Genomic DNA, 16,796 nt, shown 5'->3' on the forward strand with positions numbered 1-16,796 from the left:
CACGTATCACGTGCCTTTATTATTTTTACCTATCTCGAAAACTCACACCTCAAGTTAGGTGTATTCGTTTTCACTTTTACGCACTCGTCTTGCCAAATGAGCATAACGTTCAGCGATTGTTTCACCAAAAACAGGGTCATCATCGTTGTCCTGCCATTGTGCTTCAACGCTCTGCCAATCTTCCAATACAAAGGTTTGATTAATCAGAGGTAAAATGGACTGCTCTTCCAACTCTAGATGGCTTTTTTGGCCTTGTAAGAACGTTTCGAGCTGTTCAATAAAAACATCCTGAGGCACCACAGCATCGTTTAAAATCATCTCCATAATTTCAAGAAAATGATGAGTAGTTTGAGCCAGCGTTTGATGTTCCTGCTCAAGATTAGCGACAACTTTCTCATCACCATAGCACTTCATATAGTGACGATAGAGAATATCCTCTTTTGGGTGATGCACCTTTTCCGAGTGACTCGCTAAGTAGTCAACGATCTCTTTCAACAAACTGTAGTTAATCGGTTGTTCGTTTTTCACCAGATCCAATTTATGGCGTAAAATCGACAACAAACGCACCATGTAGCTGTGCTCGCGGCGAATTCGTTCCATCATCATCATATCAATCTCCATACTGTACTAAGGTAAAGTGTACATAAGGATTGATAGATCGGCTTTGAGACTGGTCGAAAAAACGCCAATTCAATTAAGATTCGAGCTCGGGCTGCCAGTGAATTGGAGCGATACCTTGCGCTTGCAGCAATTGATTGGTTTGAGAGAAATGTTGGCAACCCAAAAAGCCACGATGAGCAGAAAGTGGCGAAGGATGGGGCGCCATTAATACATGGTGACGCTGGCGATCAATCATGCGTCCTTTCTTCTGTGCATGAGATCCCCACAGTAAAAAAACCAAACCGCTACGATGTTGATTTAGTGCATCAATCACGCGATCGGTAAATGTTTCCCATCCCGTATTGGCGTGCGAATGCGCCATCCCTTGCTCAACGGTCAATACGGTATTTAATAACAATACGCCCTGCTGCGCCCAACTTTGTAAGTAGCCATGCGAGGGAATTTGAAATCCTGGAATATCTTGCGCCAACTCTTTATAAATGTTGACTAACGAAGGGGGCGTTTTGACACCGGGTAAGACTGAGAAACACAGCCCATGAGCTTGATTCGGGCCATGGTAAGGATCCTGTCCTAAAATCACCACTTTGACATCACCAAATTCAGTAAAGCGGAAAGCGTTAAACACCTCTTTAGCCGGGGGATAAATAACTTTTCCGGATTGACGCTGGCTTTCAACAAATTGTAGTGTTTGTTGAAAGTAATCCTGCTGCTTTTCATTCCCGATGACATCATGCCAAGTCAGTGATTGCGACATATCAGTACCTTAAATCTATTTTCTAGCGCGGTATTGTATACCCAAACCACACGAAGTTGCACAAGCATGGCACTATCGCTTTGCCCCCCCCTTTTTTTTGAACAAATGGAGAAACCGTCAGGGTCCTTACGCACCCTGACGGTAAAAACTTTAGAACCATAAAGACGACAAACCCTTCTTAATGAGGTTTTGTCGGCTGTGGAGCGCGGTTATGCCCCTGTCCATTGACATGCCGGTTAGGCACAGGACGGCGAGCGGCAGGTCTAGAACTGGGAGAAGCTGGCGGAGCAAATGTGTTCATAGCGGCATCCTTCTTACAACGCTGACATGAGCATGATGAAAAAAAGATGCCAAATCTGTGAAACCCGCCGATTATTTTTACTTTTCCTCAGAAAATTTGCGCAGTGTTGCGATCTCTGTCGCCCAGATATCAGGGTCAATCGTTTCTAAAATCAGGGGGATACCGTTAAATCGTGGATCTTTAGCAATATATTCAAAACACTCCCAACCAATCTCCCCCATACCTAGTGAATGATGGCGATCAACTCGGCTTGCATGTTTACCTTTTGAATCATTGATATGCATTGCGCGTAAATAGTGCATCCCGACCACCCGTTCAAACTCAGCGAATGTCTCATCACACGCCGATTTTGTACGTAAGTCATAACCTGCAGCAAAGGTGTGGCAAGTATCGAGGCAAACTCCAACCCGTTCTTTATCCTCAACTTGGTCAATAATTGCCGCCAGATGCTCAAAACGCCAACCTAAATTACTGCCTTGTCCTGCCGTATTTTCAATCACCGCGATGACATTCGGCACTTGCCGATGAGCTAAGTTGATCGACTCAGCAATCGTCGCTAAACACTCATCTTCCGATACCAACTGCAAATGACTGCCCGGATGGAAGTTAAGCAAGGTGAGCCCTAGCTGTTCACAACGCACCATTTCATCAATAAAAGCAGCACGTGATTTCTCTAATTTTTCAGGCTCTGGAGCCCCTAAATTTATCAGGTAAGAGTCATGCGGCAAAATCGCCTCACTGGTAAAACCCAACTTACTACAGTTTGTTTTGAACGTACGAATACTGCTTGTATCTAGAGGCTTGGCAGCCCATTGGCGTTGGTTTTTCGTAAACAGAGCAAACGCATTCGCTCCGATTTCGTGAGCTCTAACAGGTGCCAGTTCAACACCACCAGAGGCCGAAACATGCGCCCCAATTAACTTCTCATACATAACACGACTTCTTATTGTTGCTAAATGACTTCGGACTTTCAGTTCACGCCGCTAACTTTCTGATTTTATCTATCATGGGTCAAGTTCAATTGTAAAATGTAGTAAAATTACAACAAAATCACATTTAACTTTTTTTGATTAGTTAAAATAAATTTAATTAGCATTGTTTTTAAAGCATTTATTGATGCAAATCAAAAATCAAACCTTAGTTTAAAAATGGTTTTTTGTTGTAATTTGACCTAAATCAATATCAGCAGTATGGATATTTGCTATATAATAGCCAGCTCAACAAGATCTGAAAATTAACACCAATAACGCCACTTGATGTGGACTAGGAGAAAGCGATGATCCAAGGTATCCAAATCACTAAAGCTGCTAACGACGACCTACTGAACTCTATCTGGTTGCTGGACAGCGAAAAGAATGAAGCACGTTGTGTTGCAGCCCTGAATGGCTTTGAAGCTGATCAAGTGGTTAGCATCAACGATCTAGGCCACTTTGAAAGCCGTGAAGTCGCTATTGAAACCACGCCACGTATCGAAGGTGGCCAACACCTGAACGTGAACGTGCTGAAGCGTGAAACTCTGGAAGATGCAGTCGCACATCCAGAAAAATACCCACAGCTGACTATCCGTGTTTCTGGCTACGCCGTGCGTTTCAACTCACTGACTGCAGAGCAACAACGCGACGTTATCGCGCGTACTTTCACTGAATCTCTGTAATCGTCAGTAAAGAATCCAGACTAAAACGGTGCTCAATGAGCACCGTTTTTTATTATCTTGATTTCGCCAATCCGCTGATTATTTCACACTCACGAGTAACGCACGCAACGCCGCGAAATCGGCATTCAGTTCTTGTGAGAGCAATTCCATCGCCGCATGTTTTGCCAATGGCGCTGGTAAATCAATGTCTGTACCTAAAATCTCATCCACCACTTCTTTGAATTTAGCGGGATGCGCGGTACATAAGAATAGCCCCGTTTCTTGCGGCTGGCGCTGCTCTTCCAATACACGATAAGCAATCGAACCATGCGGCTCACACAAGTAACCTAGATCATAAAGTTCTTGTACGGCTTGCGCACTTTCCTCGTCAGAAACGGCGCCTTTGCCTAACGTTTCTAAGCCCCATCCCATACGTTGGCAGAGCTCTTCGATACGCGGCCAGTTGTTCGGTTGGCTCACATCCATCGCATTTGACGTTGTCGCTACCGTGGGTTTGGGTTCCCAACGTCCTGTTTCCAAGTAACGTGGCACCGTATCATTGGCATTGGTTGCCGCAATAAAGCGCTTCACCGGTAAACCCAGTGCTTTGGCTAACAGCCCCGCGGTTAAGTTACCAAAGTTACCGCTAGGCACTGAAATCACCAGATTTTCACGCTCAGCTTTGCTCATCTGCGCAGCGGCTTCAAAGTAGTAGCATATTTGTGCCATTAAGCGGCTGATATTGATTGAGTTGGCCGAGTTCAAACCGATCTGTTGACGCAGATCTGCGTCATCAAAAGCTTGTTTCACTAGCGCTTGGCACGCATCAAAATCACCATTGATCGCCACGGTGTGAATATTTTTACCTAATGTGCAGAACAGCTTTTCTTGCAGTGGGCTGATTTTGCCTTTCGGGTAGAGGATCACCACATTGATGTCTGGCATGCCATAAAAAGCATGCGCAACAGCAGCGCCGGTATCCCCTGAAGTTGCGGTCAAAATCGTGATTTTGCCACCATTTGATACTGCAGCAAGAGATTGCGCCATAAAGCGGCCACCAAAGTCTTTAAACGCGAGCGTTGGACCATGGAACAGTTCTAATGCGTAAACACCCTCTTTCACTTTGGCAATCGGTGCTGCGAATTGAAAAGCGGAATCCACCATAGAGCGAATTTTATCCGCTGGGAGTTCATCGCCAATCAACGCCGATAAAATCTTGCTGCTACGAGAGACAAAATCTTCGGCTAATAGGGCATCAATATCATCAAACTTCGGCAATTGTGCCGGAAAAAACAGGCCTTGATTGCGGCCTAACCCTTGGCGAACGGCTTGACCAAAGGAGACTTGTTCATCATTTTCTTTTATGTTGTACAGCTTCATAGCTCACTTCCTGTTACTTTCGAACCTTGCTTGTCTAGGCGACAAATATGGACGAATCCTTCTTCATTTTGCACATAGTTTTGCTCAAGCCAACGTGCCACACGTTCAGCCACTGCTTGTTCTTTGCACACGCTAAACAAAGTCGGACCACTGCCCGAAATGCCCGTTGCCAGTGCGCCAGCCGAAGCGGCGTAGCTGCGTGCTTTGGCAAAACCCGGCAGCAGTTTCTCACGATAGGGTTCGGCAATCACGTCTTTGATCATTTTTGCCGCTAATTCAGGCTGCTGAGTATGGCAAGCGTGAATAAATCCTGCCAGATAGCGGCCATGCGCCACGATATCTTGGCGGCGATACTGGGCTGGCAAAATGGCACGCGCTTCCGCTGTGGACACCTTGATCCCCGGATAGGCCATCACCCAATACCAGTCATCAAAACTCGGTACGGATTGACTGATGATGCCAAGCTCTTCAAGCATGAGCTGCACACCGCCTAAATAGCAGGGGGCAACGTTGTCATAGTGAATACTGCCAGAGATCTTGCCTTCCATTTCCCCCATCAGAGCCAGAAGCTCGGTTTCATCCAGCGGACTGGCGTGAAACTGATTCAATGCATCCAATGCAGCGACAATCGAGCAAGCACTGGAGCCCAATCCTGAACCAATCGGCATGTTTTTTTCTAGCGTCATGGTCAGCGGCTTCAGTGCCACCGATTTTTTCTCTAGCTCGCGCGCAAAGACTTGCCAGCAGTCATACACAATGTTTTCTTGCGGATTCGCGGGCAGTTTATCGACAAATCGCCCCGCCGTTTTCAGTGTGAAAGCCTCTGCGCCTGCTTCTACTTTCACTCGGTCGCCGAGTAACGTGCCATCAATCGGGGACACGGCGGCCCCCAACACATCAAACCCAACACTGACATTACCAATAGAAGCGGGTGCGTACACCACAACACTCATGTCACCTGAACTCATTTCTATTAAACCCCTAATTTCCAACCGAGTGTACGCATTACATCTGAGAATACGCCTGCCGCAGTCACTTCTGAACCAGCACCATAGCCACGCAGTACCAGTGGAATTGGCTGATAGTAACGGCTGTAGAAAGCTAGCGCGTTTTCACCTTCTTTGACTTTGAACATAGGATCGTTTTCATCGACCGCGACAATCCGTACTTGGCACTGGCCATCGACGATTTGCGCCACATAGCGCAGCACTTTGCCTTCGGCTTTGGCTTGCTCCACTCGCTTAGCAAACGCCGCATCCGCTTGGGGTAAACGTGCGATGAACTCCTCAACACTGCCTGAAGCATCAAAGCCAGCGGGCAGTGCTTGTTCAACATCCACATCACTCAGCTCCAATTCGTACCCTGCTTCACGCGCCAAAATCAGTAACTTGCGCGCCACATCCATACCAGAGAGATCATCGCGCGGATCTGGCTCTGTAAAGCCTTTCTCTTTAGCAAGCTGCGTGGCTTGGCTCAAGGTCATGCCTTCATCCAATTTACCGAAGATAAAGGAGAGAGAACCAGAGAGAATACCGCTGAATTTTTCCAGCTCATCCCCTGCTGCAATTAGGTTTTGTAAGTTTTCGATAACGGGCAGCCCCGCACCAACCGTCGTTTCGTACATCAGTTTGCGACGTGAATGACGCGCCACATTACGCAGTTGATGGTAGTAACTCATACTGGCGGTATTGGCTTTCTTGTTTGGTGTCACCACATGGAAACCTGCTGCAAGAAAATCCGCATACTGGTTGGCAATCTCATCACTGGAAGTGCAGTCCACCAATACTGGGTTAATGATGTGATTACGCTGCACCAAGGCCACTAGGTTCGCTAAGCTAAAAGCTTGATCAGCATTGACCATGCGATCACGCCACTGCTCAAGAGGCAGGCCACGGCTATCAAGCAGCATGCCTTTACTGTTAGCGAGGCCACAAACGCGCATCATGATGCCTTTTTGCGCAAGCTTGGCTTGTTGACGCTGAATTTGATCGACCAGCTCACCGCCCACACCGCCAACACCGACCACAAACACATCTAAGAAGTGTTTAGAGTTAAAGAGGTTTTCGTGACAAGCTTTGATCGCTTCCGAAATTTTATCATCAGGGATCACTGCAGAAATCGCGCGTTCAGAGGAACCTTGGGCAATCGCAATCACGTTAACATGCACTTCAGCAAGTGAAGCAAAGAATTGCGAGGCCACGCCGCGCGAAGTGCGCATACCGTCACCAACTAGAGTGATGATGGCGACGTCATCCACAAACTCAACTGGCTCAAGCAGACCATCTTTGAGCTCCAATTCAAAGGTTTCCGCCAGTGCTTGCTGTGCCAAAGCTTTATGTTGCGCTTCAATACAGAAGCTGATGCTGTATTCCGAAGAGGATTGAGTGATAAGCACAATCGACACATCGGCCGCTGACATCGCCCCGAACACACGGCTCGCCATCCCCACCATGCCTTTCATTCCTGGACCAGAAACGTTGACCATAGTCAGATTGCTCAAAGTGGTGATGCCTTTGATCGCGAGTTTATCTTCGCCAGTGTCTTGACCAATCAGCGTTCCCGCGCCTTGTGGATTAAAGCTGTTTTTGATTAAGCAAGGGATTTGAAATTGAGCAATCGGTGCAATCGTCTTTGGATGCAATACAGATGCCCCAAAGTAAGAAAGCTCCATCGCCTCTTGGTAGCTGAGCGATTTCAGAAGACGCGCATCATCGACCAAACGTGGATCGCAGTTGTAAACACCATCCACATCCGTCCAAATCTCGCAGCAATCCGCACGTAAACAGGCTGCCAGTACAGCGGCTGAGTAATCCGAACCATTACGCCCTAAACAGACCAATTCACCTTGCGCATTACCCGCGGTAAAGCCCGGCATAATATTGACATGCTGTTGCGGTAATGGAGATTGTCTAAAACGCTGAGTGGAGGTTTCCACATCCACCATAGCTTCAAGATGATCCCCTTTCGCGAGCAGGTATTTCACGGGGTCAATTAAATTCGCAGGCAGGCCTTTCGCTTCCATTACGGCCTTCATCAATTGGATGGAGACTCGCTCACCTTTACTGATAATGCGTGCATTGACGTTATCAGGGCACATTCCTAGCAAGGTAATGCCGTGTACAAACTGGCGCAGTTGAGTCATCGATGAGTCGACTTGCTGCTTGTAAGCACTGTCATTCAAATTCGGTAACTGGGTTTTAATACCATCAAGCAAGGCATAAAAAGAACTTTCCAGCTCTACGATTTGCGCTTCCGCTTCACCGCGGGCTAACGCACTTTCAATCACCGCCACCAGTTTATTGGTGGTTTTGCCCGGAGCTGAGAGCACAACGGCCACCTCTTCCTGCTGGGCATTATTGGCGATGATGTCAGCGGCGCGTAGAAAACGCTCCGGATCCGCCAGCGATGAACCTCCAAACTTTAATACTCGCATCCCTTCCTCCAAATGCTCTAAAAGCGGGTATAAAAAAAGGCCTGTATCGGTTGGGATACAGGCCTTTTTTGTGAAATTTTGCGCTCAGCAGCCTGCCCCAACATGCGACGTGTCGGTAATGGTAATAATGGTGGTCATTACGATTAGGCTGTGATTCAACATAACGGTTTCTGTTTATCTGTGTGTTTGCTTGCAAATACGTTTAACCCATTTGTGTTCAATTCGTCAACGAAAATCTGATTTATTTATCTAGGATTTAAAAAATCCGCGAGACGTTAAAGATTTTCTCAATCGGATGAATCAGATAACAAGCGACCAATGAAATGCCTATATATAAATAACAAATTGCTATAAAACCGAGTCTGTACTGTCGGTATTTTTGTGCTTAAATTGAGCTTACCCATCAATGTCAGCTAGCCATACAAGGAGCCGTTGTGAAGATCAGGATGCTATATCTGGCGCTCTTCATGAGTCCGCTTTGCTGGGCCGAAACACTCCCAGCTCTACCTTCGGAAAACACTCCATCGGCGCACAAACTATTTTTTGCTAGCGATAACAGCAGCCAACACTTTGATAGTTGGACCATTGATAGTGGTTACGCCTACAGCGTGTTTGAGGATATTGACTTGTATGTCGGTGCGCGGATCAATAATAACAAGCAAGGTGAGAATGGCTGGCTTAGTGGTATTCGTTACCAGTTTACTGAGCGACTCTCGTTCAAAAGCACTCTACTGAGCACAGCAAACCCAGACAAAACCAAAAGTAAAGAGGCGGCTCTTTCGGCAGAGCTTTCTAGTCGATTGAAGCTAAGTGAAAATCTCGACTTGCATGCCACACTGGATTACCAAGAATGGCAGCAAGGTGTCGAGTTCGGTATTGGGTTCCGTTTTTAGATCACATCAAGAGGGGACTCAGACATCAAGATGCCATTCCAATCGGCATAAAGGTAATCGCCAGGTTCAACGATTTGGTTCTGCATGGTCAATGTCACATTGACTTGCCCTGCACCACGTTTTTCTGTTTTGAATGGGCAAGCACCTAACGCTTTGATGCCTAAATCCATCTCAGACATCGCGACCACATCACGCACCGCACCATAAATGATCACACCTTCCCAATCATTTTTGATGGCTAAAATGGCCAATTGATCACCCATCAATGCCTTATGACATGAGCCGTGGCCATCAACCACCAATACTTTGCCTTTACCATTTTGGCTCAACACATCGCGTACTTTCGAGTTATCGTGATAACAACGAACAGTCACAATCTCCCCCCAAAAGGCACTGCGTTGACCAAAGTTTTGTAACGGTAGGTTGAGTAAAGTGACTTGCGCTTCGTACTTATCGCAAAGATCTGGGGTTATATCTCTCATCATTCCTCCATGATTTTATTTTTCAGATTTGTTGATTTTGGATTGGCCCGAGATAAAGCTCGTGATCATCAACACATGAACAGAGGTAAAGTTCTCTATCTTGCACATAATAGATCGCGTTTTGAGCAAACCTCTGTGCCAGTAATCGGGCTTCTGAAAGCGGCATCGCGACCGCAAAACTGTCTTCAAACCAGTGAAAATGAGCGTCTCCTACCCTCACTTTCACCCAATCATAATCGATCAAGCATTGCTGTAAACGTTGATTATTTACGCAATTCTCATCATCTGACAAGTGAATACTCCTAGGGTTCCATGCGGTAATTATGCAGTAAAACGACCAATTTACTGGCTTTTCGAAGGAAAAACTCACTGATTGGTAGGCCTGCCAAAGGCTCGCGTCGATCGTCATCATTTGGTAATTTTACAACTCGTGATTGTTCTTAATATCTGTTACATTCTAACTCTTGATGTAAATCAACAAAGTGATTGGAATTAACATTCGGGCGTTGTTAGCATGCTGTTAACATTATAGAATCCGCCCCATAGACTAGTAGAACCTCTTGAGAATGGGAGTCCTCATACACTAGTTACACCAAGGATGGCGGACAAAAAGTGGTGATGTTAATTAGATTTTTTACTTTATTGTTAACATCACTAACCGATATGTAATCTTTTTGCCTAGAATGAGTTCTACTAGCACGATTTTTTCACAAGTTTAGGTAACGCTAATGCAAACCCCGCAGATCCTTATCGTCGAAGACGAGCAAGTAACTCGTAACACTCTTAAGAGTATTTTTGAAGCAGAGGGATACGCTGTTTTTGAGGCCAGCAATGGTGAAGAGATGCACCAAGTGCTGTCCGATTATCCAATTAACTTGGTGATTATGGACATCAACCTGCCAGGTAAAAATGGCCTACTGCTAGCACGCGAATTGCGCGAGCAAGCGGATGTAGCGCTCATGTTCCTGACCGGTCGCGACAATGAAGTGGATAAGATTCTGGGCCTAGAAATCGGCGCAGATGATTACATCACCAAACCATTCAACCCACGTGAATTAACCATTCGTGCGCGTAACTTGTTGAGCCGCTCAATGCATGCAGGCACCACGCAAGAAGAAAAACGCAGCGTTGAAAAATATGTGTTCAATGGTTGGGAATTGGATATCAACAGCCGTTCACTGGTTAGCCCAGATGGCGATAGCTACAAGCTGCCACGCTCAGAGTTCCGCGCTCTGCTGCACTTCTGTGAAAACCCAGGCAAGATCCAGACACGTGCGGATCTGCTGAAGAAAATGACCGGCCGTGAGCTAAAACCACACGACCGTACTGTGGATGTAACAATCCGTCGTATTCGTAAGCATTTCGAATCGGTATCAGGCACACCTGAAATCATTGCCACCATTCACGGTGAAGGCTACCGTTTCTGTGGTGATTTAGAAGACTAATTTCTTCTCTGCCGCTGATTAGATAAGACCCTAGCCATGGCTAGGGTCTTTTTTTTTGTCACTTGTTTGAGCCTGCTTGCTGACTCAACCACTGCTTTAACAACGCAATATCGGACTGGTATTCATTTTTTATTTCTTCAACCCAATCACTGATGTTTTCCCACCATGCCGGAGCTTCCGGTGATTGCGCCTTTTGGGCAATTTTTTGGATCCGCTTAAGCCCTACCGAGCCTGCCGCCCCTTTTATTTTATGCGCTTCACTGACTATCCCCTCTTTATCTTTGGCGACCATATTGGAGTCCAATACTTCGAGATAAGCTGGCATCGAGTGCTCAAATAAACTCACGCTATCGATAACAGGCTGAGTGCCCACAATTTCAACGTAAGATTGCAGCATCTCAAGATCGAGCAACTGCTGATAAATGTCTTGCTCTTGAGTTTTCTGAATCGAGCTCGGCTCATGTAAATCAGCATCATCCTCAAGCTCATGCGTTACTTTACCAATCACTTCACGTACCGCCGCCACAGACAACGGTTTACTGATCGCCGCATCCATACCTTTTTGGCGATACTCTTCTTTGTCTTTCAATACATTGGCAGTTAAAGCCACCAAAGGCGGAAGTTCGGTGTAGTGAGCACGATAATATTGAGCGATATCGAACCCTGTCATATCCGGTAGCTGAATATCGAGAAACACCAGATCGTAATCAGTCGGCGTAAAACGTTGGATCGCGTCTTCTCCGGTCATCGCCACAGTTACTTTATGTCCCATGCTTTCAAGTAACGAACGAGCAACCGTAATATTGAGTTCAATGTCCTCAACCATGAAAATGTTCAGCTGGGTTTGTGATTCTTGAGGCTCCTCAGTCAGTGGCGCTTCCTCCAAAAGCGGTACACGCATCGTAACGGTAAAGGTGCTGCCGAAGCCTTCTTCACTGTTTACACTGATATCGCCCCCCATCAATTTAATCAATTGACGAGATACGGCTAGGCCAATCCCCGTGCCTACTGCATGTAAGTTGTCTTTGCCTGACTTAACCTGATAATACATGGCAAAGATTTTTTCTTGCTCAGCTTCAGGAATACCAATCCCAGTATCTTCAACTTCAATAGTAATATCGGCATGCTGCTCATCGCACTCCGCACTCACCGTCATCACAACGCCACCTTCTTTGGTAAACTTCATCGCATTACTGATTAAGTTCCACAACACTTGGCGCAAACGCGTAGCATCCACTTCCACCAATGAAGGTAAATCGGTCAGACGTTCTAAATCAAACCGCAGCCCTTTTTGCTCCGCCATCAAAGCAGCTAACACTTCAATTTCTGCCACAAACTCTTCAAAGTTTAGGGCGGCAGGGAACAGCTCAAGCTTGCGGCGGTCAAACTTATCCATATCAATGATATCGTTGAAGATATTACCAAGCGTCACAGCACTCACATTGATGGTTTGTAAATGCTTACGTTGCTCACCGCTCAATGGTGTATCCAGCAGCATACGGCTCAAACCAACAATGCCATTGAGCGGAGTGCGCAGCTCGTGGCTGATGGTGGAAATAAACGTGGTTTTGTCACGGCTGGCTTTTTCCAGTGATTCTTCGTGGCGTTTGCGCTCGGTAATATCACGACCAAAACCGACCAAACCAAGATGACGCCCATCTTTGCTATAAAATGGCACTTTACGCAGTTCAAAGAAGCTCTTGCGACCGTCAGGGTACTCAAGCCACTGCTCATAAGTAATCGCTGTATTATTGTTAAAAACTCGCTGATCGGTTTCGACAATCGATTGTGCGATTTCTTTGCGGTACACATCCCAAGGGGTTAGCCCGACCAACTCGCTTTCGCGCTTGCCGGTCAGCTCTTCCATCGCTCGGTTGCAGCCGGAAAACTCACCTTTAGCGTTGCGGTAATAGATCAAATCTGGAGAGGCATCGATGAAGGAGCGCAGTAATGCCGTACGTTCTGCGAGCTCCACTTGGGTTTTTTCACGTTGATACACTTCATTTTCGAGATCGGCCATCGCCTCTTCACGAGCTTCTTCTGCCTTGATCCGCTCTTCTATCTCTTGATTCAGTTTCACGATGTTTTGTTGCAGTTTTTGGTTAAGCTCTTGATCGCGAGAGCGCATATCTTTGAGCTTGGAAACCAATTTCGACAGGCGTTGGCGTGATTCTTCCAACTGATCAACCACCACAGAAAGGAAGTACACCGCCCAAGGTGTAATGAGCAAACCAAAGAAAACCGATCGAATTATGTCAATGTCATCAACAAAACCGTTGAGAATCAATGTAATGCCAACCTGCACCACCACAGCTAACGCTACGAGCGCGAGAGCTAATAAAATCGAAAAACGCAAAATACCCAGTTTGACTAACAAATCGACATAATACTGGGCCAGATTTTTCATCGGTTTCATTCACTGCTCCGTCAGATAAAGAGCCACTAGTCTAGCCTTTTTCCCGAGCAAACGTTAGCGACGAGGATCCATTTCCCATACCAAGCCATCCTAGGCATCGCATTATCGTTAAGTTGGGCGGTCGTATTTCAAGCAATTGAAAATATTGTATTAGTCATTTTTTTCATAAATAGAGGTTTGATTTCGACCATTAGCTTTGGCTTGATACAAGGCTTGGTCGGCCAAAGAGACAATCTGCTCTGGAATGTCTTCCGGATGAGGAATGTGCGTAATGACCCCAAGGCTCACCGTAAGGCGATCCGCGACTTTAGAATGGACATGAGGGATCGCCAGCGAACGGATTTTTTCGTGAATACGATCGGCAATCAAAATCGCCCCTGATTGAGGGGTATTGGGTAATAGGATGCCAAACTCTTCACCACCATAACGCGCAACACAATCGGATTGACGATTCGCAACTTGAGTAAAGGCCATTGCGACTTGCTTTAACGTTTCATCGCCCATCAGATGACCATAGGCATCGTTGTAATCTTTAAAATAATCCACATCACAAAGAATGATACTCAGTGGATTACCTTCACGCACATGCAGGTGCCACAATGTGTGTAATTGCTCGTCAAAACGACGGCGATTGGCGACGTGAGTCAGGCTGTCTAAGAAGCTTAACCGTTCAAGTTCAAGGTTTGCGATTTTTAATTGCTCGGCAGCCAAATAACGATCGGACACATCTCGCGCCATGATCAATACCCCATTGGTACCCGAGGCCGGATCACGAAAAGGAGATTTAACCACATCAAACCAGACAAACTCCCCATTCGGGCGCGCGATTTTATCAATCCGACGTACCGACTTTCCTTCATGCAGCACTTGGCTATCCGATTCCGCTAGACGAGCATAAATATGTTCTGGGATCACATCTTGCAAACGCTTACCCACTAAATCGGAAACTTCAGCAATCCCCAATGCTTCAACAAAGGGCTGATTACAAGCCTGATAAACCATGTTTTCGTTAAAGATACCAATCGAATCAGGGCTAGATTCAAGGATGTTTTGTAAGATGGTATCACGCTGCGCCAATGCCACTTCGGTATCACGTCGCTTGTCCATCTCTTCTCTTAATTGGCGCTGCATGTTGTACCAGTCGGTCACATCATGGCTGATACCCAGTAGCCCAATATTTTCGCCTTCTGGTGACATTAGTACCCGTTGATAGGTTTCTAAAAGACAGCTACGCCCGTCGGGAGTCACCGTCCAACAACGCTGGCTCGTGCGCCCTTTCATAATGCCTTTGAAGGTCGCGCTGCCCTCTTCGATTCGGTCTTGCCAGAACTGATCAAACGCACGGTTGGTCGCCATTAATGTCCCTTCCGTGCTTTTAATAAAGATCAACTCAGACAGAGAATCGAGTGCCGTACGCGCCATCGCTAATGAATGGCGCTCTTGCTGCATATCCGTACTCGGACAATCAAATCCAATCACGTTCACTAGCCATAATTTTTTCGGCCAATGGCGTAATAGTGATGCTGATATTTCTAAGGTTTGCGCGGTTTTACCCGCAACAGGCCAAAGTAAAGGCACTGATCGTTTTTGCCGTACACTGCTTTCTAGGGCTCGATAAAAGGCATGCTCTCCCTCCTCACCTTGCTCGCTAGCAAACAAATAGTGTCGTCCAACCAAACGAATCCCAAGCAGTAAATACGCAGCGACATTAGCGCGCAGAATACGTTGCTCGCCGACGAGCAGTACTCCAGAGGGAGCATGATGAAAAAACTGAATCAATCTTTGAGGTTGAAGGTAGCTGTACCAGCCAAACCAGAGTAATAGTCCACCACCAAGCATGAGCCCAGTGGCGAACAAGGTCAGTACAAATTCAGAGAGAAATTCAGGCATGCATTCAGATGTGTTATTGATGATTCTTTAAATAGTACAAAAGATTATCTGATTTTGCTGCGGATTATTACTTTAAGTTCAAAGGAGAATACTCAAAAGGCGTGCCGAGTAACGAGCCCTGAACCCCTTCTTTTTCCAATTTTTGGCCAATCGCAGTCATTGCCCACCAGCGGTTTTCACACCACAACGGGGCAAGTAGCGTTGGTCTACGGGCCGCCGAAGACACACGATGATAAATAATCTGCGGAGGCGTCGAACGAATCATTTCGCAAGCAATTGAAACATATTCGTCTTGTTCGAGCACCGTTAAACGCCCAGCTCGCCACGCTTTCGCCATGGTGCTGCCTTCCACAATGTGCAAACCGTGCAACTTAATACCATCCGTTCCCACCTTAAGCACTTGCTGTAATGTGGCAAGATTGTCACTGCGCCCTTCACCGGGTAAACCGACAATCAAGTGAGTACACACTTTGATGCCTAGTGATCGAGCTTTTGCGGTGATCTCTGCGTAGCAGGCAAAATCGTGCCCACGGTTAATGCGTTTTAAAGTCTGGTCGTGCGCCGTCTGTAAACCCAATTCAAGCCAAATCTCGTAACCTTGCTGCACATAATCGGCGAGCAGCTCAAGCACTGCATCCGGCACACAATCAGGCCGAGTGCCCACACACAGCCCCACAATATCCGCTTCTTCTAGAGCTTGTTCGTACATAGATTTCAGCACTTGCACTTCCGCATACGTGCTGGTGTAAGCCTGAAAATAAGCGAGATATTTCTTGGCACGCTTGATCTCTCCAGCCCGATCCTTCAACTGCTCTTGAATACTTTTCTGCTGGGTTTCTTCATTGGCAAACGAGGCCACGTTACAGAAAGTACAGCCACCACGGCCAATCGTACCGTCTCGATTTGGGCAACTAAACCCACCGTGGAGCGTTAGTTTGTGAACCTTTTCGCCATAGCGACGCTGTAAGTCTTGACCTATGGTGTTCACCAGTTGATGTAGATGCATATGCCTGCCCAATCTAAATACAAATATCTCTCACTACCATCCGTGTAATTTAATTACATTTCCAATCAAATTCGTCACAAATTTTAATCGTTCGTGTTTGATTTCAAACGGTGCGAAATCAATAAATACGCACAAACTAAACACTATTTGCATTTTGTTGCTGTTTTGTTAAACAAAACATTCATCTTACTGTAAAAAAATAAACCAATCCGCAGACTTTTCGTTGGAATTTGCGCCAGCAAAATTGTAGGATACTTTCAGTTTTCCGTGCTTTTTTGCTCAATTAATTACAAAAAACTCGGCAGACTATCGGTGATATTCCATACCTACCAAAAGAATCCACTAGTAAAGTGGCTCAACAACAGGAATGTCACTAAGGATTGTCTTTCTCACAATATATTTCCTGTGAGAGACGGAAAGGACGCGGATCTGCTCCCTAAGCAGATTTCACTCAAAACAAAAAAGGACAGGGCGTATCACCCGAGCACTTGATACAGCGAATGCTGCTTGATGTGTGAAGGGAATAACTGAGTGCAAACTCA

General features: G+C 46.3%; 14 protein-coding genes, 1 pseudogene and 1 other annotated feature. Of the genes and pseudogenes, 3 read left to right on the forward strand and 12 right to left on the reverse strand.

Annotated elements, in window-relative coordinates; all coding sequences use genetic code 11:
- Positions 1-54: 54 nt before the first annotated feature.
- From MKA69_RS01845 to nfo, 3 genes are all read right to left on the reverse strand, one after another.
- Positions 55-606, reverse strand: a complete 552-nt coding sequence (locus MKA69_RS01845) for a hemerythrin domain-containing protein (protein ID WP_032470003.1) — start codon at positions 604-606, stop codon at positions 55-57.
- 88 nt (positions 607-694) lie between these two features.
- Positions 695-1,375: a uracil-DNA glycosylase gene (gene ung, locus MKA69_RS01850; RefSeq protein WP_000083543.1), complete on the reverse strand. Its 681-nt coding sequence runs from the start codon at positions 1,373-1,375 to the stop codon at positions 695-697.
- Positions 1,376-1,753: 378 nt separating this feature from the next.
- Positions 1,754-2,608: a deoxyribonuclease IV gene (nfo, locus tag MKA69_RS01855; RefSeq protein WP_305847414.1), complete on the reverse strand. Its 855-nt coding sequence runs from the start codon at positions 2,606-2,608 to the stop codon at positions 1,754-1,756.
- A 344-nt stretch (positions 2,609-2,952) separates the two neighbouring features.
- Here nfo and grcA point away from each other — a divergent pair, with 344 nt between their 5' ends.
- A complete protein-coding gene (gene grcA / locus MKA69_RS01860; RefSeq protein ID WP_000614137.1) occupies positions 2,953-3,330 on the forward strand; it encodes an autonomous glycyl radical cofactor GrcA in 378 nt (125 codons plus the stop codon).
- Between the two features lie 78 nt (positions 3,331-3,408).
- Here the strand turns inward: grcA and thrC are convergent, their stop codons facing one another.
- The 4 genes and pseudogenes from thrC to thrL form a co-directional block, all read right to left on the reverse strand.
- Positions 3,409-4,689, reverse strand: coding sequence for a threonine synthase (thrC, locus tag MKA69_RS01865; protein ID WP_305847415.1), 1,281 nt, complete (start codon positions 4,687-4,689; stop codon positions 3,409-3,411).
- A complete protein-coding gene (gene thrB / locus MKA69_RS01870) occupies positions 4,686-5,642 on the reverse strand; it encodes a homoserine kinase (protein ID WP_000118013.1) in 957 nt (318 codons plus the stop codon). Before thrB ends, thrC begins: the two co-directional genes overlap by 4 nt.
- Before the next feature lie 20 nt (positions 5,643-5,662).
- Positions 5,663-8,122: a bifunctional aspartate kinase/homoserine dehydrogenase I gene (gene thrA / locus MKA69_RS01875; RefSeq protein ID WP_305847416.1), complete on the reverse strand. Its 2,460-nt coding sequence runs from the start codon at positions 8,120-8,122 to the stop codon at positions 5,663-5,665.
- 30 nt (positions 8,123-8,152) lie between these two features.
- Positions 8,153-8,271 (reverse strand) — a sequence feature (Thr leader region).
- Positions 8,207-8,318 (reverse strand): annotated as a pseudogene (gene thrL, locus MKA69_RS18180) (thr operon leader peptide). (Overlaps the previous feature by 65 nt.)
- Before the next feature lie 271 nt (positions 8,319-8,589).
- Here thrL and MKA69_RS01885 point away from each other — a divergent pair.
- Positions 8,590-9,015, forward strand: a complete 426-nt coding sequence (locus MKA69_RS01885) for a hypothetical protein (protein WP_095469941.1) — start codon at positions 8,590-8,592, stop codon at positions 9,013-9,015.
- Here the strand turns inward: MKA69_RS01885 and MKA69_RS01890 are convergent.
- Entirely contained in the window at positions 9,012-9,497 is a 486-nt protein-coding gene (locus MKA69_RS01890; protein ID WP_001204894.1) for a putative 4-hydroxy-4-methyl-2-oxoglutarate aldolase, read from the reverse strand. The two genes, MKA69_RS01885 and MKA69_RS01890, sit on opposite strands and share 4 nt — an antisense overlap.
- Before the next feature lie 22 nt (positions 9,498-9,519).
- Positions 9,520-9,909: a DUF3293 domain-containing protein gene (locus MKA69_RS01895; protein WP_032469979.1), complete on the reverse strand. Its 390-nt coding sequence runs from the start codon at positions 9,907-9,909 to the stop codon at positions 9,520-9,522.
- Between the two features lie 316 nt (positions 9,910-10,225).
- Between MKA69_RS01895 and arcA the strand changes: the two genes are divergently transcribed.
- The gene (gene arcA, locus MKA69_RS01900; RefSeq protein WP_001194426.1) at positions 10,226-10,942 is read left to right on the forward strand and encodes a two-component system response regulator ArcA; all 717 of its coding nucleotides are present in this window, start codon (positions 10,226-10,228) and stop codon (positions 10,940-10,942) included.
- Positions 10,943-11,000: 58 nt separating this feature from the next.
- On the opposite strand, the gene arcB is transcribed toward arcA, so the two are convergent.
- The 3 genes from arcB to MKA69_RS01915 all read right to left on the reverse strand — a co-directional run bounded on the left by arcB (position 11,001) and on the right by MKA69_RS01915 (position 16,254).
- Complete coding sequence (gene arcB, locus MKA69_RS01905) at positions 11,001-13,358, reverse strand: aerobic respiration two-component sensor histidine kinase ArcB (RefSeq protein WP_055044196.1); 2,358 nt, start codon at positions 13,356-13,358, stop codon at positions 11,001-11,003.
- Between the two features lie 150 nt (positions 13,359-13,508).
- Positions 13,509-15,248 carry a diguanylate cyclase domain-containing protein gene (locus MKA69_RS01910; protein ID WP_305847417.1) on the reverse strand — a complete coding sequence of 580 codons (1,740 nt, stop codon included), beginning with the start codon at positions 15,246-15,248 and terminating at the stop codon, positions 13,509-13,511.
- 67 nt (positions 15,249-15,315) lie between these two features.
- On the reverse strand, positions 15,316-16,254 hold the full coding sequence (locus MKA69_RS01915; RefSeq protein ID WP_305847418.1) for a TIGR01212 family radical SAM protein: 939 nt from the start codon (positions 16,252-16,254) through the stop codon (positions 15,316-15,318).
- Positions 16,255-16,796 lie beyond the last annotated feature (542 nt).

This window comes from Vibrio sp. AH4 (assembly GCF_030710545.1).
GTDB lineage: Bacteria > Pseudomonadota > Gammaproteobacteria > Enterobacterales > Vibrionaceae > Vibrio > Vibrio metoecus.

Coding starts and splice junctions, on each gene's coding strand:
- MKA69_RS01910 (WP_305847417.1), bottom strand. CDS start 15,248: ATGCCTGAATTTCTCTCTGAATTTGTACTGACCTTGTTCGCCACTGGG.
- thrC (WP_305847415.1), bottom strand. CDS start 4,689: ATGAAGCTGTACAACATAAAAGAAAATGATGAACAAGTCTCCTTTGGT.
- MKA69_RS01890 (WP_001204894.1), bottom strand. CDS start 9,497: ATGAGAGATATAACCCCAGATCTTTGCGATAAGTACGAAGCGCAAGTC.
- thrA (WP_305847416.1), bottom strand. CDS start 8,122: ATGCGAGTATTAAAGTTTGGAGGTTCATCGCTGGCGGATCCGGAGCGT.
- arcB (WP_055044196.1), bottom strand. CDS start 13,358: ATGAAACCGATGAAAAATCTGGCCCAGTATTATGTCGATTTGTTAGTC.
- thrB (WP_000118013.1), bottom strand. CDS start 5,642: ATGAGTGTTGTGGTGTACGCACCCGCTTCTATTGGTAATGTCAGTGTT.
- MKA69_RS01845 (WP_032470003.1), bottom strand. CDS start 606: ATGATGATGGAACGAATTCGCCGCGAGCACAGCTACATGGTGCGTTTG.
- grcA (WP_000614137.1), top strand. CDS start 2,953: ATGATCCAAGGTATCCAAATCACTAAAGCTGCTAACGACGACCTACTG.
- MKA69_RS01885 (WP_095469941.1), top strand. CDS start 8,590: ATGAGTCCGCTTTGCTGGGCCGAAACACTCCCAGCTCTACCTTCGGAA.
- nfo (WP_305847414.1), bottom strand. CDS start 2,608: ATGTATGAGAAGTTAATTGGGGCGCATGTTTCGGCCTCTGGTGGTGTT.
- MKA69_RS01915 (WP_305847418.1), bottom strand. CDS start 16,254: ATGCATCTACATCAACTGGTGAACACCATAGGTCAAGACTTACAGCGT.
- ung (WP_000083543.1), bottom strand. CDS start 1,375: ATGTCGCAATCACTGACTTGGCATGATGTCATCGGGAATGAAAAGCAG.
- MKA69_RS01895 (WP_032469979.1), bottom strand. CDS start 9,909: ATGATGACGATCGACGCGAGCCTTTGGCAGGCCTACCAATCAGTGAGT.
- arcA (WP_001194426.1), top strand. CDS start 10,226: ATGCAAACCCCGCAGATCCTTATCGTCGAAGACGAGCAAGTAACTCGT.